Origin of the sequence: Jiangella aurantiaca, from assembly GCF_004349105.1 — a bacterium.
Lineage (GTDB): Bacteria > Actinomycetota > Actinomycetes > Jiangellales > Jiangellaceae > Jiangella > Jiangella aurantiaca.
The window spans coordinates 47,146-73,037 of sequence record NZ_SMLB01000001.1; the positions used below are offsets into that span (position 1 = coordinate 47,146).

The window sequence follows — 25,892 nt, forward strand, 5'->3', positions numbered from 1 at the left end:
ATGAACGCCAGTGACCTGCGAGGTCTCGCCCTCGCCACGATCTTCCCCGGCTTCCTGGGCGCCCACGCCGTCCCGCCGTGGCTGACCGCGCTAGCCGCCGAAGGACTGGGCGGCGTCGTGCTGTTCGGTCGCAACGTCGACCCCGACCGCGGTGATGCCGGCGTGGCCGCGCTCACTGGCGCGCTGCACGCCGTCAACCCCGACCTGCTGGTCGGCATCGACGAGGAGGGCGGCGACGTCACCCGGCTCGACGTCGCGGCCGGGTCCATGCTGCCTGGCAACTCCGCGCTCGGCGCGCTGGACGACCCCGCCGCGACCGAGCGGGTGGCGGCCGAGGTGGGCGCCCGGCTGCGCGCCTGCGGCATCGACCTCAACTTCGCGCCCGTCGCCGACGTCGACTCCAACCCGCTGAACCCGGTCATCGGGGTCCGCTCGTTCGGTTTCGACCCCGACCTCGTCGCGCGGCACGTCGCGGCGTTCGTCGCCGGTCAGCAGGCGCAGGGCGTCGCCGCCACGGCCAAGCACTTCCCCGGCCACGGCGGCACCAGCGAGGACAGCCACCTCACCGTGCCGTCCATCGACGACCCGCTGGACGTCATCCAGGCCCGCGACCTGCCGCCGTTCCGGGCGGCGGTGAAGGCCGACGTCAAGATCGTCATGACGGCGCACATCCGGTTCCCCGCGCTCGACGGCGACCGCCCGGCCACGCTGTCGCGGCCGGTCGTCACCGGCGTGCTCCGCGACGAACTCGGCTACGACGGCCTGGTCATGACCGACGGCATGGACATGCACGCCATCAGCCACACCGTCGGGCACCCCGAGGGCGCGGTGCTGGCGCTGCAGGCCGGCGTCGACGCGCTGTGCGTCGGCGGCGACACCGTCGGCCCCCAGACCCTCGAGGCGATGGTGGCGGCGCTCGTCGACGCTGTGCGGACCGGCCGGCTGCCGGAGGAGCGGCTGGCCGAGGCGGCGGGACGGGTCCAGGCGCTGCGCCGCTGGCTGCGCGACGTGTCGCCGTCGCCCGTGGTGCACGGATCGGCGGCCGACGCCGCGCGGGGCGCCGTCACCGTCCACGGCGACGTCACGCTCACCGCGCCGCCGCTGGTGGTCGAGCTCGACGACGACCCGTCCATTGCCGCCGGCCCGATCCCGTGGGGCATCGGCCGGCACCTGGTCGACCGTCTGCCCGGCACGGTCCTGGCGCGCGTGACGGAGTCGACCGCGGACCTGTCCGCGGTGCTCGCCGCGCTGCCGTCGCGGCGCCTGGTGATCGGTGTGCGTGGCGTCCGACGGCGTCCGTGGCAGGTCGCGGTCGTCGAGGCCGCCCGGGCCGCCCGGCCGGACCTCATCGTCGTCGACCACGACGTCAACCCGCTGCCCGAAGTGCTCGGCGACCATTACGTGTTGACCCACGGCGCCGCCCGGGTGACGGCGGAGGCGGCGGCCGACCGGCTGGCGGCCGGGCTAGCTCCACAGGGGTAGCCGGCACGGCTCACTCCCTCGCTCGGGGGAGGCCGAGCACGGGTCCGGACCGGAAGCATCGTCGGCATGACGACTGTGCGCACTCGGTCCGGGCCGGTCCGGCCTCGTCAGCTGGCCGGCGACGTGCTGGCGATCGGCCGGCCGTGGTTCTGGTTCGTCTCGCTCGTGCCGTACTACCTGGGCGTCGTCCTGGCGACCCGTCGGGTGGTCCCGCCGGCGGCGGACTGGCCGGTGCTGGCGCTCGGCGCGGCGGTGATCGGCCCGCTGATGTGGATCTCGGTGCTGGCCGTCAACGACGCGCACGACCTGCGCGGCGACCGGCTCAATCCGCGCAAGGCCGGATCGCCGCTGGTCGGCGGCCGGTTGACGCCGTTCGCGGCGCAGGTCGTGGCGCTGCTGGCCGGGGTGCTGGCGGTGGCCGCGGCACTGTTCGCCGGGCCGCTGTTCGCGCTCGGGACGGCGATCGTGCTCCTGGTCGGCTGGGCGTACAGCGCGCCGCCGCTGCGGCTGAAAGCGCGGCCGGGCTTCGACGTCACGGTCAACGCGCTGGCCATCGGGGCCGCCGGCCAGTTGGCCGGGTGGTCGTTGCTGCGGCCGCTCGCGGAGTTCCCGTGGCCGATGGCGGTGCTCGGGACGCTGGTGGGCGCCGCGCTGTACGTCCCAACGACGCTGGCCGACCTCGAGGCGGACCGGAGCAGCGGCTACACGACCGTGGCCGTGCGACTCGGCCCGCGGCGGGCGTACCTGCTCGGGCTCGGGCTGTGGCTGGCGGCCGGGACGTTGTCGCTGGTCATGTCGGCCGCGGACGTGGTGATCCCGCGGTCGATGCTGCCGATGGAGATCGTCCTGGTGCCGCTGCTGGTGCTCGCGTACCGGCGGCTGGTCCGGGCCGAGCGCAGCTTCCGCGGGATCATCGCGGTCGCCGTCCTGTTCATGGTGCCGAGCCTGACGTTCGTCCTCACCTACACCGGCACGCTCCCGTGATCATCAAGGATCGACCACGTCATGATGGGATCGATCCTTGATGATCACGGGACGGGTGGGGGCAGGACGGGCCGCACGACCGCGGGCGCCGGGTCCAGCCGCGGGCTCGGAGGACGCGGGCCTGTTCGGCGGCGACGCCGCACGGGTCGCCGAAGACGTCGGCGTGGCCGTAGCGCAGCGTGGCATGGCCGTCGACGGTGGCGCGGTTGTCGCGGTGTCGGTCGCGGAAGCGTCCTTCGCCGGTGTGGCCGATGCGGCCGTCCAGCTCGACTCGTAGGCGGTATTCGGGGTAGTCGACGTCGATCCAGATGACGCGGTTGCCGGCGATGCGGCGTTGCCGGTGGCCGGTGGGAAGCCCGTGGGCGCGTTCGACCCGGCGCAGGTGGCGTAGTTCCAGCGGCGACTGGGCCCCGTCGGCGACGTCGGCGAGCATCGCTTCGACCATCGCGCGCCAGCGGATCTTCTTCCGCCGGCCCAGCGCGTCAGCGAGTCGCTCGGGAGTGGTCAGGCGGCGTTGGCAGGCGGCGGTCACCCAGGTCTCGGCCTCGCGTGGGCGCGGTGCGACGTCGACGAGGTCGAGCACGGTCTCTTCCACCCGGGTCCGTGGTGGTGTCGCGGCGGGGTGCCGGGTCCGCGCCAGTCGGTGCGCGAAATGGACCCGGACTCCGTCGATGCGAGGCTCCACGTACCGGTCGGCGGGCACGGTCACGTGGATGACCGGGCCGGGATCGTCGCACAGACCGTCGAGGTAGGCGGCGGTGCGGTGACTTGCCACGGAGCCTGGGCCGGCGCGCAGGATCGCCGCCCACACCCACGCGAGATAGGGCAGCGGGCCGGAGAACGTGGCGTACACGCCGAGGTGAACGCGCTGCCAGCGGCCGGACGAGACCAGCCACTCCAACCGGCGATCCGTCAGGCGGCAGGCGTGCGCCTGAGCACGGCTGATCACGCCCTGCTGCGATGCCAGGAGGTCGTCGAGATCCACGCATGTCAGCGTGCGTGAGTCGGCGCCGTCGCGCCAGGCCCGGTTCGCCACCTGTGGATAAACCATGATCATCAAGGATCGACCACGTCATGACGGGGTCAATCCTTGATGATCACGGGAGATCTCGGCGTTCGCACGCTCCAGCTGCGCTCTACCGCTACTTCCCGTCCCGCGCTGATCGCTCCGCGGGGGATCGGCCGGAGAGCTGTTCCACCTGGAGCAGCAGGGCGGTGTGGTCGAGGTCGCCGTGGCCCTGGGCGCGTAGCGCACCCATGAGCGTCGCCACGAGGGAGCCGGCCGGGAGGGCGACGCCGGCGTCGCGGGCGGCGGCGGTGACGATGCCGAGGTCCTTGTGGTGCAGGTCGACCCGGAAGCCGGGCTGGAAGTTCCGGTCCAGCATGTCCGGCGCCTTGCGGTCGAGTACGGCGCTGCCGGCCAGGCCGCCGGCCAGCACGTCCACCGCCCGGGACCGGTCGACGCCGTGGGCGTCGAGGAAGACCAGCGCCTCGGCGACCAGCTGCAGGGTGCCGCCGACGATCAGCTGGTTGGCCGCCTTGACGGTCTGACCGGCGCCGGGCGGGCCGACATGGACCACGGTGCGGCCGAGCGCGTCGAGCACCGGCCGGGCCGCGGCGAACGTCTCGGCGTCGCCGCCCACCATGATCGAGAGCGTGGCGTCGACGGCGCCCTGCTCGCCGCCGCTGACCGGGGCGTCCAGCACCCGCACGCCGCGCGACGCGCCGGCCGCGGTCAGCGACCGGGCGACGTCGGGGCGGATGGTGCTCATGTCGACGACGATCGTCCCGGGCGCCAGCCGGTCCAGCACGCCGTCGTCGTCGCCGTCGCCCAGCAGCACTGCCTCCACGTCGGGGGAGTCGGGCAGCATCGTGATGACGACGTCGGCGCCCTCGGCGGCCGCCGCAGCCGATGCAGCGCCGCGTCCGCCGGCCTCGACCAGCCGCTGGACCTTCGCCGGGCTGCGGTTGAACCCGGTCACCTCGAACCCGGCCTTGACCAGGTTCGCCGCCATCGGCCCGCCCATGACGCCCAGCCCGATGAAGCCGATGGCCGTCATCGCCGGCTCCCTCCAGTCCGCCACGCCGCGCGCCACGCGAACGGGTCCGCGTCGTCGCTCACGTGTTCCAGTGCCATCCACCCGTCGTACCCGCCCGCGACGAGGTCGTCCACCCAGGCGCGCAACGGCAGCGTCCCGGTGCCGGGCGCGCCCCGGCCGGGCGCGTCGGCCAGCTGGACGTGCGCGATGCGGTCGCGGAACCGCTCGATCGCGCCCGCGACGTCGTCGCCGTTGACCGCGAGGTGATAGACGTCGAGCAGCAGGCCCAGGTTCGTTTGTCCCGACGACTCCGCGACTTGGTCGGCCACGGCGACCACCTGCTCCGCGGTACGTAGCGGGTAGGCGTCGATGCCGCTGACCGGCTCGAGCAGCACCGTCCCGCCGATGGCGGCCAGCCCGGCGGCCGCGGCGGCGAGGTTCCCGGCGGCGACGGCGTCCTGCTCGGCCGGGTCGCGGCCTGGCAGGCGGTTGCCGTACAGCGCGTTGAAGTTGCGGCAGCCCAGCTCTGCCCCGACGTGCGCCGCCACCTGCACGCTGGCCAGCAGCTCGTCCTCGCGGCCGGGCCAGGACACGACGCCGCGCTCGCCCGCGGGCAGGTCGCCGGCGAACAGGTTCAGCCCGGCCAGCCGCAGCCCGGACGCCCGGATCGCGTCGACGAACGCCTCGACCTCGGCGTCACCGGGCGTCGCGGTGGGGAACGGCCACCAGAACTCGGCCGCCTCGAACCCCGCCGCACGGACGGCGTCGAGCCGCTCGCGCAGCGGCAGCCGGGTCAGGAGGATCGAGCAGCTGACGGCGAATCGCGGCTCAGGCATCGACATCCCGTCGTTGATTGGTCTGACCACCCATCCGATACCGACCATAGAAGCACCGCGACGGCACTATAGCCGGGGTTCCGGCGCTGTCGAGCGGGCGGCCGGTGCGGTCAGGTGGTCGCGTAGAGGCCGCTCAGCGCGTCGACCAGCGGCTTCAGCTCGGGCGACTCGGCGGCCTCGTCGAGCGCCGCGCGCAGCGCCTGGTCGTGCGTCGACCGCGCCTCGGCCAGCAGCGCGCAGCCGGCCTCCGTGACCTCGGTGTAGATGCCGCGCCGGTCGGTGTCGCACAGGTAGCGGCCGAGGTAGTCCTGGTTCTCCAGCCGCGTCACCAGCCGCGTGGTGGCGCTCTGGCTCATCACGACGGCGTCGGCCAGCTGCTGCATGCGCATGTGCCAGCCGTCCTGGCGGCTGAGCACGTCGAGCACGGTGTACTCGCTCACGCTCAGGCCGTGCGCCTCCTGCAGTGCACGCTCGATGCGTGACTCCAGGCGCCCATGCAGCGCGGCCAATACCCGCCAGCCCTGCGCCCGCGCTTCCACGGCGTCGTCGGCGAGGAACATCGCGGCACCTCCTTCGGTCCGTTCATGCCAGTTTACCTGTCCGAGAGGGTAGCCCGCTTCTGTAGATAGAGCGCGTGTGCAATTATTTGCAACGCCCGGTAATTCGCTCGACTCCAGGGACCTTCATGCCTCTCGCTCTGCTCGCACTGGCCATCGGCGCCTTCGGCATCGGCACGACGGAGTTCGTCATCGCCGGTCTGCTCCCGGAGGTGGCCGCCGATTTCGGCGTCTCCATCCCGACGGCCGGCTGGCTGATCTCCGGCTACGCCCTCGGGGTGGCGGCCGGTGCGGTGCCGATGACGGTGCTCGGCTCACGGATGCGTCGCAAGCACCTGCTCTTGCTCCTCATGGTGGTCTTCATCGCCGGGAACGCGATCTCCGCGCTGGCCCCGTCGTACGCGGTGATGATGACCGGCCGGATCGTCGCGGCGTTCTGCCACGGCGCGTTCTTCGGCATCGGCTCGGTCGTCGCGGCCGACCTCGTCGCGCCGACCAAGCGGGCCAGCGCCATTGCGTTCATGTTCACCGGGCTGACGCTGGCCAACGTGCTGGGCGTGCCGATGGGCACGTTCCTCGGGCAGGAGTTCGGCTGGCGGTCGACGTTCTGGGCGGTCGTGGCGCTCGGCGTGATCGGGTTCGCCGGCATCGCCGTCCTGGTCCCGGACCTGCCGCGGGCCGCGTCGGGCGGCGTGCTGCAGGAGCTGCGGGTGCTGCGCAGCGGACGGGTCTGGCTGGCGGTCTCGATGACCGTGCTCGGCTTCGGCGGCGTGTTCGCATCGTTCACCTACGTCGCGCCGATGATGACCGAGGAGGCGGGGTTCTCCGAGGGCGCGGTGAGCTGGCTGCTCGTGCTGTTCGGCGCCGGCCTGGTGCTCGGCAACCTGCTCGGCGGCCGGTTCGCCGACCGGCGGCTGATGCTCAGCCTCTACCTGCTGCTCGGTGGGCTCGCGGTCGTGCTGGCGGTGTTCACGCTGACGGCGACCGCACCGGTGCCGGCGGCGGTCACGCTCTTTTTGCTCGGCGCCTTCGGGTTCGCGACCGTCCCGCCGCTGCAGATGCGCGTGCTCGACAGCGCGGCGGCGGCGCCCACGATCGCGTCGGCGGTCAACATCGGCGCGTTCAACGTCGGCAACGCGCTGGCTGCCTGGCTCGGCGGGCTGGTGATCTCCGCCGGGCTCGGCTACACGGCGCCGAACTGGGTGGGGGCGCTGATGGCGCTCGGCGCGCTGCTGCTCGCCGTCGTCGCCGGGCGGCTGGACCGCGTTCCGGCCGCCGAGGCGACGGGTGCCGCCGTGCCGGTACGGGTGGCGACGCCCTGCTGACGACGGGGTCAGGCGGCGATCGGCGTCGGCGTCTCCTGCGAGCGGAACTGCTCCGGCCTTCTGGGCGCGTTGATCATCGAGAAGGTGGGCGTCCGCCTGCCCCGGAACGCCGACTTCTCCGTGATCAACAGTGTCGCCGACGAGCCGGCGCTGGTGGTTGCGGGCTGAACGGTCACGATTGGACGCTGACCTCGCGGCTCAGGCGTCGAGGCCGGTCCGAACGGTGTCGAGCAGGTCGGCGGGCTTGCAGCGGTCCGCCACCTGCTCGACCGGCACCCACTCGGAGAGGGTGTGCTCGGCGCTGAGCTTCACGGGCGTGCCCCACGGCACCTCGAGCCGGTAGATCCCCACCTCGTCGGATTCGTCGACGCGGACGGGCTCCGGAGCGGCCACGATCCCGGTCTCCTCGCGCAGTTCGCGAGCGGCGCAGTCGGCGATCTTCTCGCCCGGTTGCCTGACGCCGCCCGGCGGCACCCAGGACCAATCGCCGTCCAGGATCTCGATGTCGGCCGGGTGCAGGAGCAGCACGTGCGGCCCTTTCGGTCCCCGGCTGGTCACGACGATGGTGGCGACGAACGGTCCCGTGTCGAGCGCCTCGCTGGTGGGGTCGGTCATGGCGGACAAGTGTGACGCAAGAGGCGGCCGAATGCGGGCGGATCGCCGGGATGTCGCCTCGGCGCGCCCGATCCGACCACGAGACGTCCGTCATGACCGACTCGACCAGCCGGCCGGGTGGATCGCGGGGGCATAGGCGCGGACCTCGAAGACGGCGGCCGGGGCATCGCCGTGGGTGGCGAGGATGTCGATGGTCAGCCGGTCGGTCTCCAGCGGCGGGTCGAACGCGAGGGTGTTGCGGGTGTGGTGGTTGCCGGTGCGTTCGGCGACGACGGTGTCGCCGGCCCGGACGCGGTAGTCGCGTACGCAGAACGGCATCGCCCGCTCCGGATGCCCCCACAGCACCGTCTCCATGGCGTGGTCGAAGTCCGTGTCGAACGCGAGGTCCAGGCGGGCGATCCGTCGCGGCGCCGGCCAGCGGACCGTGACGGAGGGCGCGTCGTCGCCGGCGGCGGCCACCCAGGCGTTCGGCTGCGCGGTGGGCCGGGCGAAGCCGTTGGCCAGGTTCTCGACCTTCCAGGCCGTGATCGGCGGGTCGAGGGTGAGCGCCAGGTTGTGGCCGCCCGGCCGGCGCTCCGGCGTCCAGAACTCGACCCGCGGACGGCCGATCCCGGGCTCGGACTCCTGTGTTCCGGTGTGCCGGACGGAGACCAGGCCGCTGATCCGGGTCTGCGTCGTGTGGACGGCGACGTCGTCGTTGGCCATCAGGGCCACGAACACGTAGCGAGGTTCGTCGATCTCGACGTCGAGGTCGATCTTCACCTGTTGATCCGGGCCGGCCTCGAGGTCGAATTCGCGGGTGCCGAGCACGACGTCGGGGGTGTAGTCGTCGGGCCTGGCGCCAGAACGCAGCTCCACCCGCAGAGTCGTCGGCGTGGCGACGTCGACCGAGAGGGCGAGTTGCGGCAGCCGCCCGGCAGGCACCGGCAGGAGCTGGGCCAGCGACGTGTCCAGGGCGACGGCCGGGCCGTCGTCGGGCAACGACGACAGCACGAACGAGCTGGACGCCGACAGCTCGGCGTGCCGGACGAGGTCGTCCGGGTCGTCCAGCCGCAGTCGTGGGATGTGCTGGCCGGTCCGCAGCAGTTCGCGCTGCAGCTCGCTCATCCGGGCCGGCTCGACGAGGTCCGCGGGAGCCACGCCCTGCCGCGTGCACAACGCGGCGGCCATGCCGATGGCCTGGGCGATCTGCCCACAGGTGGCCATCACCCGGGTCGAGGCGAACGCGACGTGCGAGACGCTGATGATCCGCCCGGCCAGGAACAGGTTGCCGATGTCACGGCTGACCAGTGACCGGTACGGCACCTGGTAGACGCCGCGCGCGTGCAGGTGGTGGCTGCCCGGGTGCTCGCTGAACACGCCGTCGGCCGGATGGAGGTCGATCGACCAGCCACCGGAGGCGATGGCGTCGTGGTGCTCGCGCTGCTCGACGAGGTCCTGCTGGCGCAGCATGTACAGGCCCTCGAACCGGCGGCTCTCGCGCTTGCCCGGGATCAGGCCGACCCACTCCAGCGTCAGCGTCTCCGCCTCCGGGAACTGCCCGGAGTTCTTGAGGTGGTTCCAGACGCCGTAGACGACCTTCCACAGCTCCCACTTGATCGTCTCGGTGTCGTGCACGGTGTCGAGGCGCCCGCCGTACTCGATCCACCACAGCCGGCAGCCTTGCACCTTCGTGGTGAAGCTGCGCCACCGCGGGATCGTCGTGATGTCGGCCAGCGCGTAGTCCGGCGGCGTGAACTCGACCGGCGCACCGACGTCCTTGCTGTAGAAGTAGATCGACTGGCCGAGCAGGCTGCCGTACGACTCCTCGGGTGCGAACAGCTCGCCGAACTCGTCCGTGCTCTCCGCGCCCATCCGGAACGCCGCGCCGGCCAGGAAGCCGAGGACGCCGTCGCCGGACGCGTCGCAGAACAATGGGGCGGAGAGTTCGTAGCGGGTCGAGTTCTGGCTGTTGAACGCCGTCACGGAGGCGATGTCGCCGTCGCCGTCCTTCGTGACACTGATCGCCGCGGTGTTCAGCAGCAGGGTGATGTTGGGCTCGGCCATGACCTTGTCGAGGAGAACGGTGTCGACCAGGACGGCATTGCCCTCCGGGTTGCGATAGACGTTCTCGACCATGATCTCGTCCATGACCCCGCCCTCGCGGGACCAGCGGTTGTTGTTGAACATGTGCGCGGTCGCGCCGAGCGCCCACAGCCGCACCTCGCTGGATGCGTTGCCACCCAGCACCGGCCGGTCCTGGACGAGGACGACCCGGATGCCGGCACGTGCGGCCGTGATAGCGGCGCAGGTGCCGGCCAGTCCGCCGCCGACGACGACGAGGTCGGCCCCGTGCTGCTCGGTGCGGAACTCACGGTGGTCTGTGGCGGGGGCGGCGACCAGACGGTCACGGACGTTCACGAGACTCCTCTACAGGGCCGGAAGACGGACATCGTCGGCGGGGAACTCGACGAACGGGACCTCTCGGTGCAGCCGTTCCTCCAGGCCGACGACGCGGTCGACGAGCATCGCCCGGAGCTCGTCGCGTATGGCGGCGCAGTCCGGGTCGTCGTAGCGGTTGATCGTCTCGCCGGGATCGCTCACGAGGTGGTAGAGCTCGCCGTACGCCTTGGCCCGGTAGTGCACCAGCTTCCATTCGCGGGTACGGATCATCCGCTGGTCGACGGCCTCGGCATACACGGCCGTCCGGGCGCGGGACGAGTCACCGGACAGCAGCGGGAGCAGATCGTCGCCCTGCATTCCGTCGTGTGGTTCGAGGCCGGCAAGTCGGAGCATCGTGACCGGCAGGTCGATCTCCTCGACGAAGTCGTCCACCACGCGTGGGCCCCAGAGGGCGGGAGCGGAGACGATGAGCGGTACGCGCAGCAGATCGTCGTAGCAGAAGGCGTTCTTGAACAGCAGGTCGTGATGACCGGCGAAGTCGCCGTGATCGGTCGTCACGATGACGACCGTGTTGCCCGCGTCGCCGAGTTCGGCCAGCTGCCCGAGGATCTGGCCGATGAACTCGTCGATCATGCTGATCTTGCCCCAGTAGTGGGCAAGTAGTCGTCTCAACCTCGTCGGATCGCGGGTGATGTGCCGGTAGTCGCCGAAGCCGTTGCCGCGGCTCGTGTTGCGCTGGAACGCGCGCTGTTCGGGCGGCTTCGTGTCGAGTTCGTCCGCACTCGGATCGGGCATCGGAATGTCGGCCGGGTCGTACAAGGTGTCCCACGGCGTGGCCGGGTCGAGCGGCAGATGCGGGCCGTGGAAGGACGTCCAGCAGAAGAACGGCTTGTCCCGATCGCGGTCGCGCAGGAACCGCATCGCCGTGTCCGCGACGAAACCGTCGACATGGGCCTTCGCGGGGAGCGGGGACGCCACCGCGCCGTAGGTCGGGCCGTAGGCCGAGTGCGACGTCACCGGCGGCACGTCCGCCGAGCCGATGGACTGGAGATACTCGCGATACGTCGGTCCGGCGCCGCCCGCGGAGACGCCCCCGTCGTCGAGCACGTTGACGAAGTCCAGCCCGAAGTCGGCGGTCGTGTCGCCCCAGTGCATCTTGCCGATGGCGGCCGTCTGGTAGCCGGCATCCCGTAGGCGACGGGTGATGGTCGTTTCGTGCGCGGCCAGGCCGCCCGCGTTCCAGCGAACCCCGTGTGCGCTCGGCACCTTGCCCGTGAACAGCGACGCCCGGGACGGCATGCAGACGGGGTTGTTGACGAACGCGTTCGTGAAGCGCACACCGGACGCGGCCAGCGCATCGAGGTGCGGTGTCGCGATGTGGGTGTTGCCGTTGCAGCCGAGGGTGTCGTAGCGCTGCATGTCGGTGGTGATGAACAGGATGTTCGGTGGCGCAGGCATGACATTCCCCCGGCTCACGTGTAGACGAACTGGGCGCTGGCGACGGTGTCGGTGTCGCTGACCAGGCGCGCCCAGTGCGCGCTGAACCCGGTCGGGAAGACGTGGGTGACGGTCTGCCCGGGCTCGACCATGAGGGTCTCGGCAGCGCCGAACCGGCCGTGGCCGTGGAAGTCGATCTCGATCGTGAACCGAGCCGTGGCGTCGCCGGCATTCTCGACGTGCAGGCACTTGTGCTCGAACCCCGTCATCAGATAGGGATCCGACGGCTCGCCGGCCCGCACGTCGGACAGCCACCACGGGCCGCCCCAGCCGGCCGGCTTCCCGAACGACCACAGGTCGTCGGTCTTGCCGAACCACAGACCCGACTGCGGCTCGGCGGTGGTCGAGCTCATCCCACGGCTGGGGGAGGCGTTGTCCATCCCGGCGACCAGCAGGCCCCGCCACGAGCAGAAGTCGCCGAGCACCCACAGGTGCGTCGAGACCGGGCGGACACCCCAGATCCGCCCGCCGTACGCCCACGGGGACAGCTCGTAGAACATGCCGTGGTGATCGAGCAGGAGACGCTCGTGCTCGACCTCACGGATGCGCGGCCATTCCGTCTGCCACTTGTGGTCGAACGTGTGCGACGCCTTCGGCAGCCGGTACCGGGTCCATTGCCGGTCGCGGGCGGTGTAGACGGAAAGGATCGCCGAGGCCTGATCCCAGCCGGAGGCGAAGATCGTGTCGGCGAACTCGTGCCGCCCGCCGATCGCGGTGTACGGCTTGCGTTCGATGATCCGCCACTCCTGCCCGTCGAACTCGGCGAGCCGGCCCTCGGCCTGCTCGCCGGCCCAGTCCGGCTCGTGGTACTCGTTCGAGCACACCACGAGACGGTCGTGCGCGGTGTAGCAGTCCTTGTAGTGGACGTAGAACTCGCCGGCGGAGTCGAGCTCGTCGTTGAGATCCGCGACCTGCCGGCATTCGAGCGTGTGGACGTTCAGCTCGAACAGCTCGCCCTCCATGCACAGCACGTAGACGAGGTTCTCCGGATCGGTCAGGTGCCGCGTCGTCCCGCAGACCCGCAGCGGCTCCAGCTCGGGAACGGTGCGGATCTTGTGGTCGGCGTCGATGACGTGCGGGCCGATGATCAGCTGGTTCGACGGGAAGTGGACGAACCGGTTGGTGTACGTCCCGTCGACGCCGGCGGTCTCGGGGACCACCTCCATGGTGAAGTCGTCGTCGATCCGCCGCAGGCTGGTGCCACTGCCGCTGGTTCCCTTGTGGGACACGTAGTTCTCGACGTACAGCTTCCCGGCCCACGGCATCAGCGCTCCGATGCCGATCTCGCTGCGCGGCGGACCGAGATCGGCGACCTGGGCCAGCTGCGGGATGACGCCGGAGATGTTCACGCCTGCTCCTTGCTGTTGTCGATCTTCTGGGCAACTTCGAAGAGGGCGGTTCGGAGGGCCGGGACCACGTCGTCGCCGAACGCACCGGAGACACCGACCGCGGCGTAGGGCTGGTCGCCGACGGCCACGGCGATGGTCCGCCGGCCGGGTTCGGTGTCCACGAGTGCGTAGCCCTGCTCACGGGTGCGCTTCAAGAGCGCGAGCAGGCCGTGGTCGCCGTCGAGTTCGGGTGGCTCGGAGCTCAGCAGGAAATGCGACGGCTCCGTGGGCGCGTAGAGCTCCCGGACGTGCTCCTCGGTCTCGTGGGCGAGCAGCGCGATGCCGATACCCGACGCCGTCGCCGGGAACGGGAGGCCCTGGAGCATGTGGGCGGCCGGTTCGTCCGGACCGACGTGGTACAGGTAGCTGACCTGATCGCGCCACAGCACGCCGAGGGCCACGCTGTGGCCGAAGTCGTGGAGTCCGCGCAGGTGTCGCAGGGAAAGGTCGATCAGCCCGGAACCGTGCAGGCTCTGGGCCGCGAGGACGTGGATGCCCGGGCCCGGACGGTACTTGCGGTGCTCGTCCTGCTCGGCGAGTCCCATCGAGGCCAGCGTGCGAAGCAGCCGGTTCACCCGGGTCGGTTCGAGCCCGAGACGCCGTGCCAGCTCACGTGTGCCCACCGGGCGTTCGCTGGTGGCCAGGGCCTGGAGACAGGCGAGCCCGTCCATCAGGGACCTGTTGGGCTGTGCGGGAAGCATGTTGCTTTTATAGCATTCTTTCGCCTATGTTGCTTTATCAGCATCGGAATGTTGCTCTATGAGCACCGCATCGTAGCCGTGACGAAGGTCATGCACCAGGCCCAACGAAGGGAGTTCCGCCATGGCGGCACGGACCCACTCGCACTGGCTGGACGGTCGCGTGTATGCCCAGGTCAAGCGGTTCTGCGACGTGATCGCACTAGGCGCGCTGTGGACGGTGGTGTCGCTTCCCCTGGTCACGCTCCTCCCGGCGAGCGCCGCGGTGTTCGGTGTGGCCCGGCAGTGGTCGCTCGGGCGAGCGCCGTCGATCTGGTCGGCGTTCTGGCGCTACTTCCGCGAGAATGGGCGCGCCGCCGTCGCGCTCGAGGCGGTATGGGTCGTGGCGGCCGCCGGGTTCGTGGCCGACCTGCGGCTGGCCGCTGCGCTCCCTCCGTCGGCGTCGGTCGTCCTGCGGGTGGCTGTCGCGTTGACGATGGTGGTGGCGGCTGCGGCGACCGTGTATGCGCTGTCGCTCATGGTCACGTACGACATGCCGCTTCGCCGGCTGGCCCGCACGTCGATGATCTTCGTGATCGGCCGGCCCGCGACGACGGCGAGGTGCCTGCTGCTGCTCGGTGCCGTCGCGGCGGTCGGCTCCGTGTTCCCGCTCGCGCCGATCCTGGCCGCCGGGCTCCTGGCCGCCGTCCTGTATCGCTGGTGCGCCCGAGTGTTCGAGCAGGTCGCGAACCAAAGCGTGGCGGCTGCGGCATGAGTGCCGCGCCCGCCCCGTCGCCGCCGAGGGCCGTGACCGCGTCGGCGCCGGCGACCCATGACGCTGCCGGGCCGCCCTCGCGGTGGGTGCGGCTGCGGCGCTCGCGCTGGTGGCGGCACCGCGCTGCCTATCTGATGCTCCTGCCGGGCCTCGTGTGGTTCGCGATCTACAAGTACGCGCCGATGTACGGCGTCGTGATCGCGTTCAAGGACTACAACCTGGGCCTCGGCATCGTCGGAAGTCCATGGGCAGACCCCTGGTACAAGTACTTCGAGCAGTTCTTCAGCTCGCCGTACTTCGTCCCGCTGCTGCGGAACACGTTCCTGATCTCGATCTACAAGATCATCTGGGGCACGATCCCGCCGTTGCTGCTCGCCCTCCTGCTGAACGAGTGCCGGCGCACGTGGTTGCGGCGGTGGGTGCAGACGCTCAGCTACATGCCGCACTTCCTGTCGTGGGTGATCGTGTTCGGCATCACCGTGGCGTTCCTGTCGCAGAGCACCGGCCTGGTGAATCGGACGCTGGAGTCACTCGGCGGGGACCCCATCGGGTTCCTGACGTCGAACGACTGGTTCCGGAGCGTTCTCGTCGGCGCTGACGCCTGGAAGGACCTCGGCTGGGGCGCGATCATCTACCTCGCCGCGATGATCGGCATCGACCCGCAGCGGTACGAGGCGGCGCGGGTCGACGGCGCGAGCAGGCTCCAGCAGATCTGGCACGTCACGCTGCCGGGGATCCGCACCGTCGTCATCCTGCTGTTCGTTCTCCGACTCGGCCACATCCTCGAGGCCGGGTTCGAACAGGTCTACATCTTCTACAACGTCCAGGTGTACCCGGTGGCCGACATCATCGACACCTGGGTGTTCCGCACCGGCCTGGAGAGCCTGAACTTCTCCCTCGCCGCGGCGGTCGGACTGTTCAAAGCCATGATCGGATTGGTGCTGATCGTCGTCGCCAACCGGCTGGCCAAGCGATGGGACGGCCAGCTGTGGTGACCGGACGCGAGGACCGCATCGTCAACACGATCGTGAACACGCTGCTGGTGCTGGTGGCCGTGATGGCGGTGTTCCCCCTGCTGTTCGTCGTGTCGGCGTCGCTCACTCCCTACAGCGAGGTGCTGCGCAACGGCGGTTATGTCGTCATTCCGAGCGAGTTCACCCTCGACGCCTACCGGCAGCTGCTCGACCGCCCGGAGATCCCACGCGCGTTCGGTGTCACGGTGTTCATCACGGTCGTCGGAACGGCGGTCAACATGGTCCTCACCACGCTGTTGGCCTATCCGCTGTCCCGCAAGGACCTGCCTGGCCGGTCGGTGGTGCTGTTCGCGCTGCTGTTCACCATGATGTTCGGGGCCGGCCTGATCCCGACGTATCTGATCGTGAAGTCGACCGGGCTGCTCGACACGATCTGGGCGATGATCATCCCCAACGCGATCTGGGTGTTCAACGTCCTGATCATGAAGACGTTCTTCGAGAACCTGCCGATCGAGCTGATCGAGTCGGCCCGCATCGACGGTGCGGGGGAGTTCCGGATCCTGCTCCGCATCGTGTTGCCGCTCTCGGTTCCGGTCATGCTCACGCTCGGCCTGTTCTACGCGGTGGGGCATTGGAACGAGTTCTTCAACGCGATCATCTACATCCGCGACCAGGACCTGATGCCGTTGCAGGTCGTCGTGCGCAACCTGCTCGCGCAGTCACAGTCGATGGAGAACGTCGAGGCGGCCGTGCCCACGGTCACGGTTCAGATGGCCGCCGTCGTGGTGGCGGCCATTCCCATGATCGCCATCTATCCGTTCATTCAAAGGCACTTCCAGAAGGGTGTCCTCCTCGGCTCGGTCAAGGGCTGAGGAGCACGCCGCGGACGAGTCCCAATGGAGGTTGACATGTCCACCATCACGAAGGCCACGGCGGCCGCGCTCGGCGCCGGCGCTCTGGTGCTCACCGCATGCGGCGGGTCGTCCGACGACGCGGGCGGCGACGGACCCATCGGGATCTCCGTCCACATGATCGGGTATGGGACCGCGCCGCCGGACGACGACATCATCAAGACCGAGCTCGACAAGGCTCTGGACATCGACATCGAGCTGACTGTGGCCGCCGACGAGGAGGAGTACTACAACCAGCTCGCCACGTCGCTGGCCGGGGGCGATGCTCCCGATCTGTTCGTCGTCAACCGGGCTCATCTGTCGCAGTACGTCAGCCAGGGCCTGGTCCTCGACCTCAGCGACCGACTCGACGACCTGGCGGACTACAAGAACCTCTTGGGCGACGACGACAAGCTCAGGGCCGGAACCATCGACGACAAGCTCTACGCGCTCCCGAAGCGGCTGAACTACGAGTACAACTCGTACTGGATCCGGAAGGACTGGCTGGACAACCTGGGCCTCGAGATGCCCGAGACGGTCGACGACTTCTTCGCGGTCGCCCAGGCCTTCACCGAGCAGGATCCCGACGGCAACGGCCAGGACGACACGTACGGGCTGACCGGCGCCACGAACAATGCGCTCTGGAATCCCCTGTGGGCCGCGTTCGGAGCCGCCCCGGTCGGCGCGACGGGTGGCGGCACTTTCTACGTCGAGGACGGGCAGGTCGTGAACAGTTACGACGACCCGGACCTGGCCGACGCGCTGACGTACTTCAACAGCCTGGTGGCGGCCGGATACGTCGATCCGGACTACGCCACCAACCAGAACCTGCAGGACCACGAGCGGGCGATGCAGGGCGTGGCCGGAATTCTCACCACGGACTGGCCGCACATGACGAAGCCGGAGTTCGTGGACCAGTACAAGGACGTGCAGCCGGACGCCGAATGGGTGCAGCTCGGCCCGCTGTCGGGCCCGGCTGGCCCCGGGGCGTTCCCGGTCGAGGGCTATGCCAGGACGATGTACGCGGTACCGTCCACGCTGAGCGACGACGACGCGAAGCTGTCGAAGATCGTCGAGCTGGTCAACTACCTGTCCGGCGACGAGGGCAATCGCCTCGCGTCCTACGGCATCGAGGGCGAGCATTACACCATGTCCGGGGACGAGGTGACCCTGACCGAGAGGGGCAAGACCGAAGGCGAGTACTTCTGGCTCTACCTGATCCCTGGACGCGATGACGGCGAGTACCTTCCGGTGAAGTTCGCCGATCAGGCTGCCGAGATCGAGTTCGCCGCGAACCAGGCGCCGCTGACGATGCTCGGCAGCCTGGTGACACCGCCGGAGGGGTACAACTCGGCCGACGCGTCGACGTTCGCGAGCGAGCAGATCGCCCGGTTCATCAGCGGCGAGCTGCCGATGAGCGAGTACTCCGACTTCCTCGCGACGCTGAAAAACGACTTCGGCTACCAGGCATACATCGACTCCGGAATCGAGCAGCTCGAAGCCCTCGGCGTCGCCGAGTAGACGCCACAGAACGATGTCGCGCTCACGGTCTCACGGCTTCACGCCGGTGGGATCGTGAGCGCGATTCTGTCTCGGTGCACATTTGCTCGGCGCTCGCGCTAGAAGCTCACGACCCCTTTGAGCAGCTGTCTTGCCATGACCATGCGCTGGATCTGGTTGGTGCCCTCGTAGATCTGGGTGATCTTCGCGTCCCGCATCATTCGCTCGACCGGGTAGTCGCGCGTGTAGCCGTACCCGCCGAACAGCTGCACTGCGTCGGTCGTCACCTGCATGGCGACGTCGGAAGCGAAGCATTTCGCCGCGGCGCCCAAGAACCCCAGCTCCGCCTCGTCCCGCTCGGACGCGGCGGCCGCGCGGTAGACCGTCTGGCGGGCCGCCTCGGTCTTCATGGCCATGTCGGCGAGCATGAACTGGACGCCCTGAAAGTCGGCGATGGGGCGCCCGAACTGCTGGCGCTCCTGCACGTACGCCGTCGCCGCGGCGACCGCGCCGGCGGCGATGCCGACCGCCTGCGCACCGATGGTCACCCGGGTGTGGTCGAGCGTGCGCAGCGCGATCTTCAGCCCCTGCCCGAGGTCGCCGACCACCCGATCAGAAGGAATCCAGCAGCTGTCGAACAGCAGCTCGCGGGTGGGCGAACCCTTGATGCCCAGCTTGCGCTCCGGTGCGCCGTACGAGAGCCCTTCGTCGGAGTCCTCGACGACGAAGGCGGTGATGCCGCGCGACCCCGCGTCGGGGTCGGTGACGGCCATGACGGTGTAGAACTTCGAGACGCCGGCGTTGGTGATCCACGACTTCTGGCCCGACAGCCGCCAGCCGTCGCCGTCGGGGACGGCGCGGGTCTTCATGGACGCGGTGTCGGAACCGGCCTCGCGCTCGGACAGGCCGTAGGAGAACATCGCCTCGCCGGTGGCCACCGGCGGCAGGTACCGCTCCTTGACGGAGTCGGACGCGGCCAGCAGCAGCGGCATGGTGCCGAGCTTGTTGACCGCCGGGATCAGCGAGGACGACGCGCAGGCGCGGGCGACCTCCTCGATGACGATGCAGGTGGCCAGCGCGTCGGCGCCGGCTCCGCCGTACTCGGCCGGGATGTGCGGCGCGTGGAAGTCGGCCGAGCGGAGGGCGTCGTACGAGGCCTGCGGGAACGAGCTGGTCTCGTCGGCCTCGGCGGCGTGCGGCGCCACCTTGTCGGTGCACAGCTCGCGCACCGCGGACCGGATCGCCTCGTGCTCGTCGCTGAGCCGGTACAGGTCGAAGTCGGCATCCATTCTCCGATGCTACTCATCAGTAGGGTCGTTGTCGCAAGAGCGGCATAGCGGCCCTGTCCGCCGACTTGTACTGTCGACCCCGACGAACCGGCCACAACGGGTGGGGGAATGATCGTGACCATGCGCATCTCCGTCATCGGCAACGGATACCTGGGTGCCGTCCACGCTGTCGGCATGGCGGAGCTGGGCTACACCGTCGTCGGCATCGACGTCGACGCGGAGAAGGTGGCGGCGCTCGCCCGCGGCGAGGCGCCGTTCTACGAGCCCGGGCTGGACGAGCTGCTGGCCAAGCACGCCGGCACTGGCCGCCTGACGTTCACCACCGACTTCGCCGCGGCCGCCGGCGCCGACGTCCACTTCGTCTGCGTCGGCACCCCGCAGCGCCGCGACGGCCTGGCCGCCGACATGCGCTACGTCGAGGCGGCCATCGACTCCCTCGCGCCGCACCTCGACAGCGAGTGCCTGGTGGTGGGGAAGTCGACGGTGCCGGTGGGCACCGCCACGGCGCTGGCCGACCGGCTGGCCAAGACCGCACCCGTCGGCGCCGGTGCCGAGCTGGCGTGGAACCCGGAGTTCCTGCGCGAGGGGTTCGCCGTCGAGGACACCCTGCGCCCCGACCGCCTGGTCTTCGGCGTGACGTCAGGCGAGGCGGAGCAGAAGCTTCGCAAGGTCTACGCGCAGGCCATCGCCGCCGACACCCCGGTGATCGTCACCGACCTCCCGACCGCGGAGCTGGTGAAGGTCTCCGCGAACGCGTTCCTCGCCACCAAGATCTCCTTCATCAACGCGATGGCCGAGATCGCTGAGGTGGCCGGCGCCGACGTCACCAAGCTGGCCGACGCCCTCGGGCACGACGCCCGCATCGGCCGCAAGTTCCTCAACGCCGGCATCGGCTTCGGCGGCGGCTGCCTGCCCAAGGACATCCGCGCGTTCATGGCCCGCGCCGGCGAGCTGGGCGCGTCGCAGTCACTGGCGTTCCTCGCCGAGATCGACGCCATCAACCTGCGCCGCCGCCAGTACGTCGTCGACCTCGCCCGCCACCTCGTCGGCGGCAGCGTCGCCGACAAGCGCATCGCGGTGCTCGGCGCGGCGTTCAAGCCGCAGTCCGACGACGTCCGCGACTCGCCCGCGCTGAACATCGCCGGGCAGCTGCACCTGCAGGGCGTCCGCGTGTCGGTGTACGACCCGAAGGCCATGGACAACGCCCGCAAGGTCTTCCCGACGCTGCGGTACGCCGAGTCCGCCGTCGAGGCGTGCCGCGACGCCAGCGTCGTCCTGCATCTCACCGAGTGGCAGGAGTTCCGCGAGCTCGACCCCGCCGAGCTGGCCGGCATCGTCGAGACCCCGGTCGTGGTCGACGGCCGCAACTGCCTCGACGCCGACGCATGGCGGGCGGCCGGCTGGACCTACCGGGGCCTGGGCCGTCCCTGAGCGAGATCCTGCCCGCCTGAGGGCCCTCCGCGGAGGGCTCGACGGGTCAGCGGTGGGTCGCCTTCGGTGTCACCTCGAGCGCGGCGTGCCAGGCCCGCGCCGCGTCGATCATCCGCGGCTCGATCTGCGTGGGCGTGAACAGGTAGTTCATGTGCTGGAACGTCGGGTCGCCCACGATCACCCCGGTCTCCACCAGCGGGTCGGCGCCGTTCAGGTGGAAGAAGTGGTAGCCGAAGCCGCTCATCAGCGCCGTCAGCTCCTTCTCCGGTGCCCGGTTGGCCAGCACCTCGCAGAAGATCCACGGCCGGTTCCGGGCGACGACTTCGCGCGCGCCCCGTAGTACGTGATGCTCGGTGGTCTCGGTGTCGATCTTGAGCACAGCCGGGACCGAGCCGGTGCGACGGGAGTAGCGGTCCAGCGGTTCCACGAGCACGTCGAGCTGCCGCTTGGAGGTCCGGAACCCCTCGGCCAGCGAGTTGGAGGCATCGCTCGTCTCCGAGAGGTAGAACGTGGCGACACCCGGGGACTCGCCGGCGGCGACCTGCTCCAGCCGGTAGTCGAGATCGTTGTCCGCGGACAGCTGCCGGGCCCAGCCCGCAAGCTCCGGCGTCGGCTCGAACGCCACGACCTCACGATCGGTGTACGCCCGTGCGAGCAGGGCGTAGAGACCCAGGTTGGCGCCGACGTCCCAGACGGCCCCGGGCTGCACGGTGTCGCAGAGTGCCAGGTACCAGGCCATCATCGTCGGCTCATAGCCGCTCACGCCATTGCGGAACAGGCTACGCGCGACCATGGACGTCGCCGGCACGTCGACCCGCAACGCGTCCGGCCGGTGCCGGCCTTCGCCCGGCGGGAACGGGATCGGCACCTCGAGACGCAACCTGCGCGGGCCACCGTGCGTCGCTCGGGAACGGCTGTCCAGCCGCCAGGCCCTCCGCAGCTTCCCGACGGATCGGCGGGCGGACGTGAACGGGTGCCGGGCCAGCGTCACGGCCGCCTGTCCGACCTGCGGCGTCGTGGAGCTACGGAGCGTCTCCAGGCGTGCCGCGGCGCGGTCCCATTGGACGGTCACGGCGTCGAGCCTCGCCTCGGCCGCGGCGAGCTCCGCCTCGGCCGCGCCGATCGTGTCGGCGTAGGTCTCGTGCCGTTCCGTCACCCGGGCGAAGGCCCGCCGGGCCTGCTCCCAGTCGGGCTCGCCATCGCCGACGGTGACCGCCGCCAGGTTCGCGGCGGCTAGGTCGCCGCGGGCACCGGTGCGCTGGAGCGACAGACCCGCCAGCACCTGGATGGTGGCGGCGTCGTCGATGTATACCGCGTGCAGGAGTTCGAGGCCGCGCTCCGCCAACTCGACGGCCAGCTCGCGGCTCACCGGCTCGGCCAGCAGCGCGTCGGTGAGGAGCACCGCACGGTCCTTCTCGGCCAGATCGTCGAGGATGGTCAGCGCGGCCGGCAGTTCGGCGGTGCGGATCGCGGACACCTGGACCACGACGCGCTCGCCCGCATCGGCCACCCGCATGCCGGTGAACGCGGCGTGGTCGGGCAACGGCGAACCGGCCCATGCGAGGCCCTCCGGGTGCGGCGCTTGCGACGCGAGGAAGTCGCTGATGAGCATCGGAAGTCCTTTTGGGAGGCGGCGCCTCCTACGGTTGGGCATCGATGACCGAGGAGGGTATATCACTGCCGTTCTGCAGCGCCGACCACAACTCACCGGAGAGCTCCGGGTCCCAGGTGACGGTGTTGCCGACGTCGCCCAGCGGGACGGTGATGGTGTCGCCGGAGCCGCCGGAGACCGAGCCGATGGCGCGGACGAACGAGAACATGTCCAACGGGCCGGTGTCCTCGTCGAGCACCAGGGCGTCGCCGCCGGCCAGCGCCGTGCGGGTCAGCTCGATCGGGTTGACCAGGGTACCGGGGGAGAACGCCTTGTCGGCGATGGCGGAGATCAGCTCGCGCTGCCGCTGCACCCGGCCGATGTCTGAGGTCGGGTCGAAGTGCCGGGCCCGGGCGTAGCCGAGCGCGTCGGGACCCTGGAGCGTCTGGCAGCCGGCCGGCAGGTCGATGTGCGCCTGCTCGTCCTGGACCGGCTCGTCGAGGCAGATCTCGACGCCACCGAGGGCATCGACGATGCCGGCGAAGCCGCCGAAGCCGATCTGCACGTAGTCGTCGACGGCGACGCCGGTGGCCGCCTCGATCGTCTCGACCAGCAGCGGCGCGCCGCCGAACGCGAACGCGGCGTTGATGCGGTTCTCGCCGTGGCCCGGGATGTCGACGACGGAGTCGCGTGGGATGCTGATGAGCGCGTTACGGGCGCCGCCGCCGGGCACGTGCAGCAGCATGATGGTGTCGGTGCGCTGGCCCTCGACGCTGCCGGTGCCCAGCTCGCTCTGCTCCTCGGCGGAGAGGTCCTCGCGGCTGTCCGAGCCGACCAGCAGGAACACCCGGCCGTCAGAGACCGCCGAGCCGTGGTCGGACGGGATGGCGTCGACCTTCTCGATACGGCCCCACACGTACCAGCCGAGCACGCCGAGGGCGACGATGACGATCAGCCAGAACGCCAGGAACCAGCGGAGGAAGCGGCCGAAGCCGGAGCGCCGCTTCTTCGGCCGGCCCGGCGGCTCCGCGCCCTCGCGGCGACGGCGGGTGGGCGGCGTCGCGGGCGGTGCGCCGGCGCCGTCGGTGTCGGCCGGGCCGTAAGGGTCGGCCGGCATCACGCTGGTGCCGCCCGGCGCGGCCATCGCCTGCGCCGGCCCGGGTACGGCCTCGTCGTCGCGCGGGCTGTGGGCCACGCCGCCGCGATAGGACACACCCGGGACGTGGCCGGCCTGGTACGTGGTGACCTTGACGTCAGTCCCCCGTTCTCCGCCGTCCGCCCCGTGCGCCGCCATGCCTGCCTCGCCGTCTGCTCGCATCACGCTCGACCATACCGTCGCCGGACGGCTCTGTAACCTGCCGATCTGGCGTGTCAGCCCTGGAGAGCGATGGCGTCACCGGCGCGCAGACCGAACTCGGCCGCCGCCGAGCCGCCGTTGACGACCAGCTCCAGGAATCCCGGGCCGGAGCTGCCGGTGACCAGCGCGGCCGTGCCGACGGGCACGTCGGAGAGCCGCTCGTGGCAGGGCACTTTCGACGAACCGACGGCGACCCGGTCGCCCGCGAGAATGCCCAGGTCAGCGGCGGTGCAGGTCAGCTTGCAATTGCCGAAGTTGTCGACCAGGGCGACGCGGACGCCGTCCGGCCGGTCGGGCGCGGGCAGCTCCACCGGCGTGAACGGCACCGGGCGCTCGTCGAGCACCCACTTCGCCAGCAGTGGCAGGTACCAGAGGCTGCGGAACTGCGTGCCGGCGAGGTCGGCCGCGTCCGGCTCACCGATGGCGGCCCACTCGGCCGCCGCCAGCACCGTCCGCGCGTCCGTCACCGAGACCGACGACACGCCCAGATGACGTCGCACCGGGTCCAGCAGCACCGGGTCGTACGTTGTGAACACCGTGTGCCGGCCGTGCCCGAACCAGCCGAACGGCGCGCCGTTGGGCCAGCGGCCGTCCCGGGGCGCCACGTTGACCAGCGTCACCGTCGGGAACCCGTCCTCACCGAGCAGCCGCGTCGACAGCAGCACGTCCAGCAGCGTCAGCCCGGCGGCCTCCAGCGGCGCCGGGCCGCCGAGCGGCAGCACCACCGGCGGCCGTCCGAACAGCGCCGCCATGCGGGTCGTCAGCCGGGCCTGCGCGTTGGTGTCCGAACAGTCGGTGAGATAGGTGATCGACGGATACATGGTTCCCCTCGGGGCCGGATGCGGGCACGAGCACGTCACTGAAAACAAAAATGGGCCCCCGCGCAGTGCGGGAGCCCGGTGAGCTGACGGTGGACGCGTCAGGCCAGCATCGAACGGCCGCACATGGAGTGCAGCATTCGCATCATGGCCTGGCCGTGCGTCACGGCGACGACGGTACGGCGCTGAGTTCCTGGCGGTCAAGCCGCTCGCCTTACCCTGGCGGCATGAGTCCCGAGGGTCGGCCGACGTCGGCCGCGCAGACCAGCCTGTCGCGCATCATGACCGCGCTCGACACCAACCTGCTCGGCACGGTGCACGGTGGCGTCATCATGAAGCTTGTCGACGACGTCGCCGGCGCGGTGGCGCAGCGGCACGCCGGCGGCCCGGCCGTCACGGCGTCGATGGACGAGATGACGTTCCTCGAGCCGGTGCACGTCGGCAACCTCGTGCACGCGCACGCGAGGGTGAACTGGACCGGCCGGACGTCGATGGAGGTCGGCGTGCGGGTGGTCGCGGAGCCGTGGAACGAGGTCAAGCCGCCCACTCCGGTGGCCACGGCCTACCTGGTGTTCGTCGCGCTCGGGCCGGACGGGACGCCGCGCGAGGTGCCGCCGGTGATCCCGGAGACCGACGAGGACCGCCGCCGGTTCGCCGAGGCGGAGATCCGCCGCACCCACCGGCTCGCCCGCCGCACGGCCATCCTGCGCTCCCGAGAGCGCGGCCACGCCGAGGTCTGACGGCGTCAGCCATCACCAGGACTTCTCCCGCTTCACCAGGCATGCATGCCTGGTCGAGCGCGATGGGCCCTACTTGACCTGATCATTTCCGGCTCTCCTGCAGCTTCCGTGGGTGCGTTGCCCGGTGAGCGGCAGTGTCCGGAGGATCGACACCGCACGCGTGCGATCACCATCGGCCCGTGCCGGCCGCTCCGATGGTGACGGCCCACCGTGTGGCAGACACGACCGTGATCACGAGGGAGTTCTCCCTGCTATTGGCGGAGTGAACTCCATCCTGATCACGCGCCCGGATGACACCTCACCCGCGTGAGGGCCGTGACGGGGACCCGTGGGCACGCCGCGTGGCGTTTCAGGCGGGTGAGGTGTTCGCGCGGCAGGTGACGACACCGGCCGATGCCCGGGAAACCGGCGGATGCCCACCCCACCGACGGACGCCGGTCCGATCCCGGTGGTTGTCCGGCGGTCTCGCGGGCATCCGCCGGTTTCGCGGGTACCACCGACGGCACGGTTCCGCGATCGAACCTGAGGCACGCACCCACCCACGGAAGCAGCGAAGAGCCTCATTTCCCGGGGTGGGTTCGGGGGGAATGTCGGTGGAGGGGGGTTATGGCCCGGTTCGTCCTCGTTGTGTGACTGATGTGACAGACGAGGCCCTTGGGCTCGGCGTGCCGCCGGTGACATCGGCCGGGGCTGTGGTGATACTGACGAAGCGGCGAGCTCCAGGTACTCGCCGGCTTTGAACGGG

Annotated in this window: 23 protein-coding genes; 9 read left to right on the forward strand and 14 right to left on the reverse strand. The window is 70.5% G+C overall.

Translation table 11 applies throughout. From position 1 onward, the window contains the following. Both E1262_RS00200 and E1262_RS00205 read left to right on the forward strand, forming a co-directional pair. Positions 1-1,482, forward strand: a complete 1,482-nt coding sequence (locus tag E1262_RS00200) for a glycoside hydrolase family 3 protein (protein WP_132101031.1) — start codon at positions 1-3, stop codon at positions 1,480-1,482. Between the two features lie 66 nt (positions 1,483-1,548). After that, entirely contained in the window at positions 1,549-2,466 is a 918-nt protein-coding gene (locus E1262_RS00205) for a UbiA family prenyltransferase (protein WP_203453387.1), read from the forward strand. A 19-nt stretch (positions 2,467-2,485) separates the two neighbouring features. On the opposite strand, the gene E1262_RS00210 is transcribed toward E1262_RS00205, so the two are convergent. The 4 genes from E1262_RS00210 to E1262_RS00225 form a co-directional block, all read right to left on the reverse strand. Further along, positions 2,486-3,451 (reverse strand): type IV toxin-antitoxin system AbiEi family antitoxin domain-containing protein, encoded by a 966-nt coding sequence (locus tag E1262_RS00210; RefSeq protein WP_203453388.1) that lies wholly within the window; start codon positions 3,449-3,451, stop codon positions 2,486-2,488. A 157-nt stretch (positions 3,452-3,608) separates the two neighbouring features. Beyond that, on the reverse strand, positions 3,609-4,526 hold the full coding sequence (locus tag E1262_RS00215) for a 2-hydroxy-3-oxopropionate reductase (RefSeq protein ID WP_132101033.1): 918 nt from the start codon (positions 4,524-4,526) through the stop codon (positions 3,609-3,611). Continuing rightward, positions 4,523-5,341 (reverse strand): hydroxypyruvate isomerase family protein, encoded by an 819-nt coding sequence (locus E1262_RS00220; RefSeq protein WP_132101034.1) that lies wholly within the window; start codon positions 5,339-5,341, stop codon positions 4,523-4,525. The genes E1262_RS00215 and E1262_RS00220 overlap by 4 nt, the downstream gene beginning before the upstream one ends. A 110-nt stretch (positions 5,342-5,451) precedes the next feature. Further along, positions 5,452-5,901, reverse strand: coding sequence for a MarR family winged helix-turn-helix transcriptional regulator (locus tag E1262_RS00225; RefSeq protein WP_132101035.1), 450 nt, complete (start codon positions 5,899-5,901; stop codon positions 5,452-5,454). A gap of 125 nt (positions 5,902-6,026) precedes the next feature. On the opposite strand from E1262_RS00225, the gene E1262_RS00230 reads away from it, so the two are divergent. Next, on the forward strand, positions 6,027-7,223 hold the full coding sequence (locus E1262_RS00230; protein WP_132101036.1) for an MFS transporter: 1,197 nt from the start codon (positions 6,027-6,029) through the stop codon (positions 7,221-7,223). An 8-nt stretch (positions 7,224-7,231) separates the two neighbouring features. Here the strand turns inward: E1262_RS00230 and E1262_RS30065 are convergent, their stop codons facing one another. The 6 genes from E1262_RS30065 to E1262_RS00255 form a co-directional block, all read right to left on the reverse strand. Beyond that, positions 7,232-7,399: a hypothetical protein gene (locus tag E1262_RS30065; RefSeq protein ID WP_162605693.1), complete on the reverse strand. Its 168-nt coding sequence runs from the start codon at positions 7,397-7,399 to the stop codon at positions 7,232-7,234. 22 nt (positions 7,400-7,421) lie between these two features. After that, positions 7,422-7,838: an NUDIX domain-containing protein gene (locus tag E1262_RS00235; protein WP_132101037.1), complete on the reverse strand. Its 417-nt coding sequence runs from the start codon at positions 7,836-7,838 to the stop codon at positions 7,422-7,424. 90 nt (positions 7,839-7,928) lie between these two features. Continuing rightward, the gene (locus E1262_RS00240; RefSeq protein ID WP_203453389.1) at positions 7,929-10,238 is read right to left on the reverse strand and encodes an FAD-dependent oxidoreductase; all 2,310 of its coding nucleotides are present in this window, start codon (positions 10,236-10,238) and stop codon (positions 7,929-7,931) included. Positions 10,239-10,247: 9 nt separating this feature from the next. After that, the gene (locus E1262_RS00245) at positions 10,248-11,678 is read right to left on the reverse strand and encodes a sulfatase-like hydrolase/transferase (protein ID WP_132101038.1); all 1,431 of its coding nucleotides are present in this window, start codon (positions 11,676-11,678) and stop codon (positions 10,248-10,250) included. 14 nt (positions 11,679-11,692) lie between these two features. Next, on the reverse strand, positions 11,693-13,066 hold the full coding sequence (locus E1262_RS00250; protein WP_132101039.1) for a hypothetical protein: 1,374 nt from the start codon (positions 13,064-13,066) through the stop codon (positions 11,693-11,695). After that, a complete protein-coding gene (locus tag E1262_RS00255) occupies positions 13,063-13,806 on the reverse strand; it encodes an IclR family transcriptional regulator (RefSeq protein WP_132101040.1) in 744 nt (247 codons plus the stop codon). The genes E1262_RS00250 and E1262_RS00255 overlap by 4 nt, the downstream gene beginning before the upstream one ends. A gap of 121 nt (positions 13,807-13,927) precedes the next feature. On the opposite strand from E1262_RS00255, the gene E1262_RS00260 reads away from it, so the two are divergent. The 4 genes from E1262_RS00260 to E1262_RS00275 are packed head-to-tail and all read left to right on the forward strand — an operon-like array spanning position 13,928 to position 17,942. Continuing rightward, positions 13,928-14,557, forward strand: a complete 630-nt coding sequence (locus E1262_RS00260; RefSeq protein ID WP_132101041.1) for a YesL family protein — start codon at positions 13,928-13,930, stop codon at positions 14,555-14,557. Further along, positions 14,554-15,552, forward strand: coding sequence for an ABC transporter permease (locus tag E1262_RS00265; RefSeq protein WP_132101042.1), 999 nt, complete (start codon positions 14,554-14,556; stop codon positions 15,550-15,552). The genes E1262_RS00260 and E1262_RS00265 overlap by 4 nt, the downstream gene beginning before the upstream one ends. Further along, complete coding sequence (locus E1262_RS00270) at positions 15,546-16,403, forward strand: carbohydrate ABC transporter permease (RefSeq protein ID WP_132101043.1); 858 nt, start codon at positions 15,546-15,548, stop codon at positions 16,401-16,403. Before E1262_RS00265 ends, E1262_RS00270 begins: the two co-directional genes overlap by 7 nt. A 36-nt stretch (positions 16,404-16,439) precedes the next feature. Beyond that, a complete protein-coding gene (locus E1262_RS00275) occupies positions 16,440-17,942 on the forward strand; it encodes an extracellular solute-binding protein (protein WP_162605694.1) in 1,503 nt (500 codons plus the stop codon). Positions 17,943-18,040: 98 nt separating this feature from the next. Here the strand turns inward: E1262_RS00275 and E1262_RS00280 are convergent, their stop codons facing one another. Then, positions 18,041-19,210, reverse strand: a complete 1,170-nt coding sequence (locus E1262_RS00280) for an acyl-CoA dehydrogenase family protein (protein ID WP_132101045.1) — start codon at positions 19,208-19,210, stop codon at positions 18,041-18,043. 114 nt (positions 19,211-19,324) lie between these two features. Between E1262_RS00280 and E1262_RS00285 the strand changes: the two genes are divergently transcribed. Next, positions 19,325-20,641 (forward strand): UDP-glucose dehydrogenase family protein, encoded by a 1,317-nt coding sequence (locus tag E1262_RS00285; RefSeq protein ID WP_132101046.1) that lies wholly within the window; start codon positions 19,325-19,327, stop codon positions 20,639-20,641. Between the two features lie 46 nt (positions 20,642-20,687). On the opposite strand, the gene E1262_RS00290 is transcribed toward E1262_RS00285, so the two are convergent. Genes E1262_RS00290 through E1262_RS00300 form a run of 3 tightly spaced genes read right to left on the reverse strand, consistent with a single transcriptional unit; the run spans position 20,688 to position 24,410 of the window. After that, entirely contained in the window at positions 20,688-22,253 is a 1,566-nt protein-coding gene (locus E1262_RS00290; protein ID WP_132101047.1) for an FkbM family methyltransferase, read from the reverse strand. A 28-nt stretch (positions 22,254-22,281) separates the two neighbouring features. Beyond that, entirely contained in the window at positions 22,282-23,550 is a 1,269-nt protein-coding gene (locus E1262_RS00295) for an LCP family protein (protein WP_203453391.1), read from the reverse strand. A 53-nt stretch (positions 23,551-23,603) separates the two neighbouring features. Next, the gene (locus E1262_RS00300) at positions 23,604-24,410 is read right to left on the reverse strand and encodes an SAM hydroxide adenosyltransferase (RefSeq protein WP_203453392.1); all 807 of its coding nucleotides are present in this window, start codon (positions 24,408-24,410) and stop codon (positions 23,604-23,606) included. A 224-nt stretch (positions 24,411-24,634) separates the two neighbouring features. Here E1262_RS00300 and E1262_RS00305 point away from each other — a divergent pair, with 224 nt between their 5' ends. Continuing rightward, complete coding sequence (locus E1262_RS00305) at positions 24,635-25,147, forward strand: acyl-CoA thioesterase (RefSeq protein WP_132101048.1); 513 nt, start codon at positions 24,635-24,637, stop codon at positions 25,145-25,147. Positions 25,148-25,892 lie beyond the last annotated feature (745 nt).

Coding starts and splice junctions, on each gene's coding strand:
- E1262_RS00200 (WP_132101031.1), top strand. CDS start 1: ATGAACGCCAGTGACCTGCGAGGTCTCGCCCTCGCCACGATCTTCCCC.
- E1262_RS00205 (WP_203453387.1), top strand. CDS start 1,549: ATGACGACTGTGCGCACTCGGTCCGGGCCGGTCCGGCCTCGTCAGCTG.
- E1262_RS00215 (WP_132101033.1), bottom strand. CDS start 4,526: ATGACGGCCATCGGCTTCATCGGGCTGGGCGTCATGGGCGGGCCGATG.
- E1262_RS00220 (WP_132101034.1), bottom strand. CDS start 5,341: ATGCCTGAGCCGCGATTCGCCGTCAGCTGCTCGATCCTCCTGACCCGG.
- E1262_RS00225 (WP_132101035.1), bottom strand. CDS start 5,901: ATGTTCCTCGCCGACGACGCCGTGGAAGCGCGGGCGCAGGGCTGGCGG.
- E1262_RS00230 (WP_132101036.1), top strand. CDS start 6,027: ATGCCTCTCGCTCTGCTCGCACTGGCCATCGGCGCCTTCGGCATCGGC.
- E1262_RS00235 (WP_132101037.1), bottom strand. CDS start 7,838: ATGACCGACCCCACCAGCGAGGCGCTCGACACGGGACCGTTCGTCGCC.
- E1262_RS00245 (WP_132101038.1), bottom strand. CDS start 11,678: ATGCCTGCGCCACCGAACATCCTGTTCATCACCACCGACATGCAGCGC.
- E1262_RS00255 (WP_132101040.1), bottom strand. CDS start 13,806: ATGCTTCCCGCACAGCCCAACAGGTCCCTGATGGACGGGCTCGCCTGT.
- E1262_RS00260 (WP_132101041.1), top strand. CDS start 13,928: ATGGCGGCACGGACCCACTCGCACTGGCTGGACGGTCGCGTGTATGCC.
- E1262_RS00265 (WP_132101042.1), top strand. CDS start 14,554: ATGAGTGCCGCGCCCGCCCCGTCGCCGCCGAGGGCCGTGACCGCGTCG.
- E1262_RS00275 (WP_162605694.1), top strand. CDS start 16,440: ATGTCCACCATCACGAAGGCCACGGCGGCCGCGCTCGGCGCCGGCGCT.
- E1262_RS00280 (WP_132101045.1), bottom strand. CDS start 19,210: ATGGATGCCGACTTCGACCTGTACCGGCTCAGCGACGAGCACGAGGCG.
- E1262_RS00290 (WP_132101047.1), bottom strand. CDS start 22,253: ATGCTCATCAGCGACTTCCTCGCGTCGCAAGCGCCGCACCCGGAGGGC.
- E1262_RS00295 (WP_203453391.1), bottom strand. CDS start 23,550: ATGCGAGCAGACGGCGAGGCAGGCATGGCGGCGCACGGGGCGGACGGC.
- E1262_RS00300 (WP_203453392.1), bottom strand. CDS start 24,410: ATGTATCCGTCGATCACCTATCTCACCGACTGTTCGGACACCAACGCG.
- E1262_RS00305 (WP_132101048.1), top strand. CDS start 24,635: ATGAGTCCCGAGGGTCGGCCGACGTCGGCCGCGCAGACCAGCCTGTCG.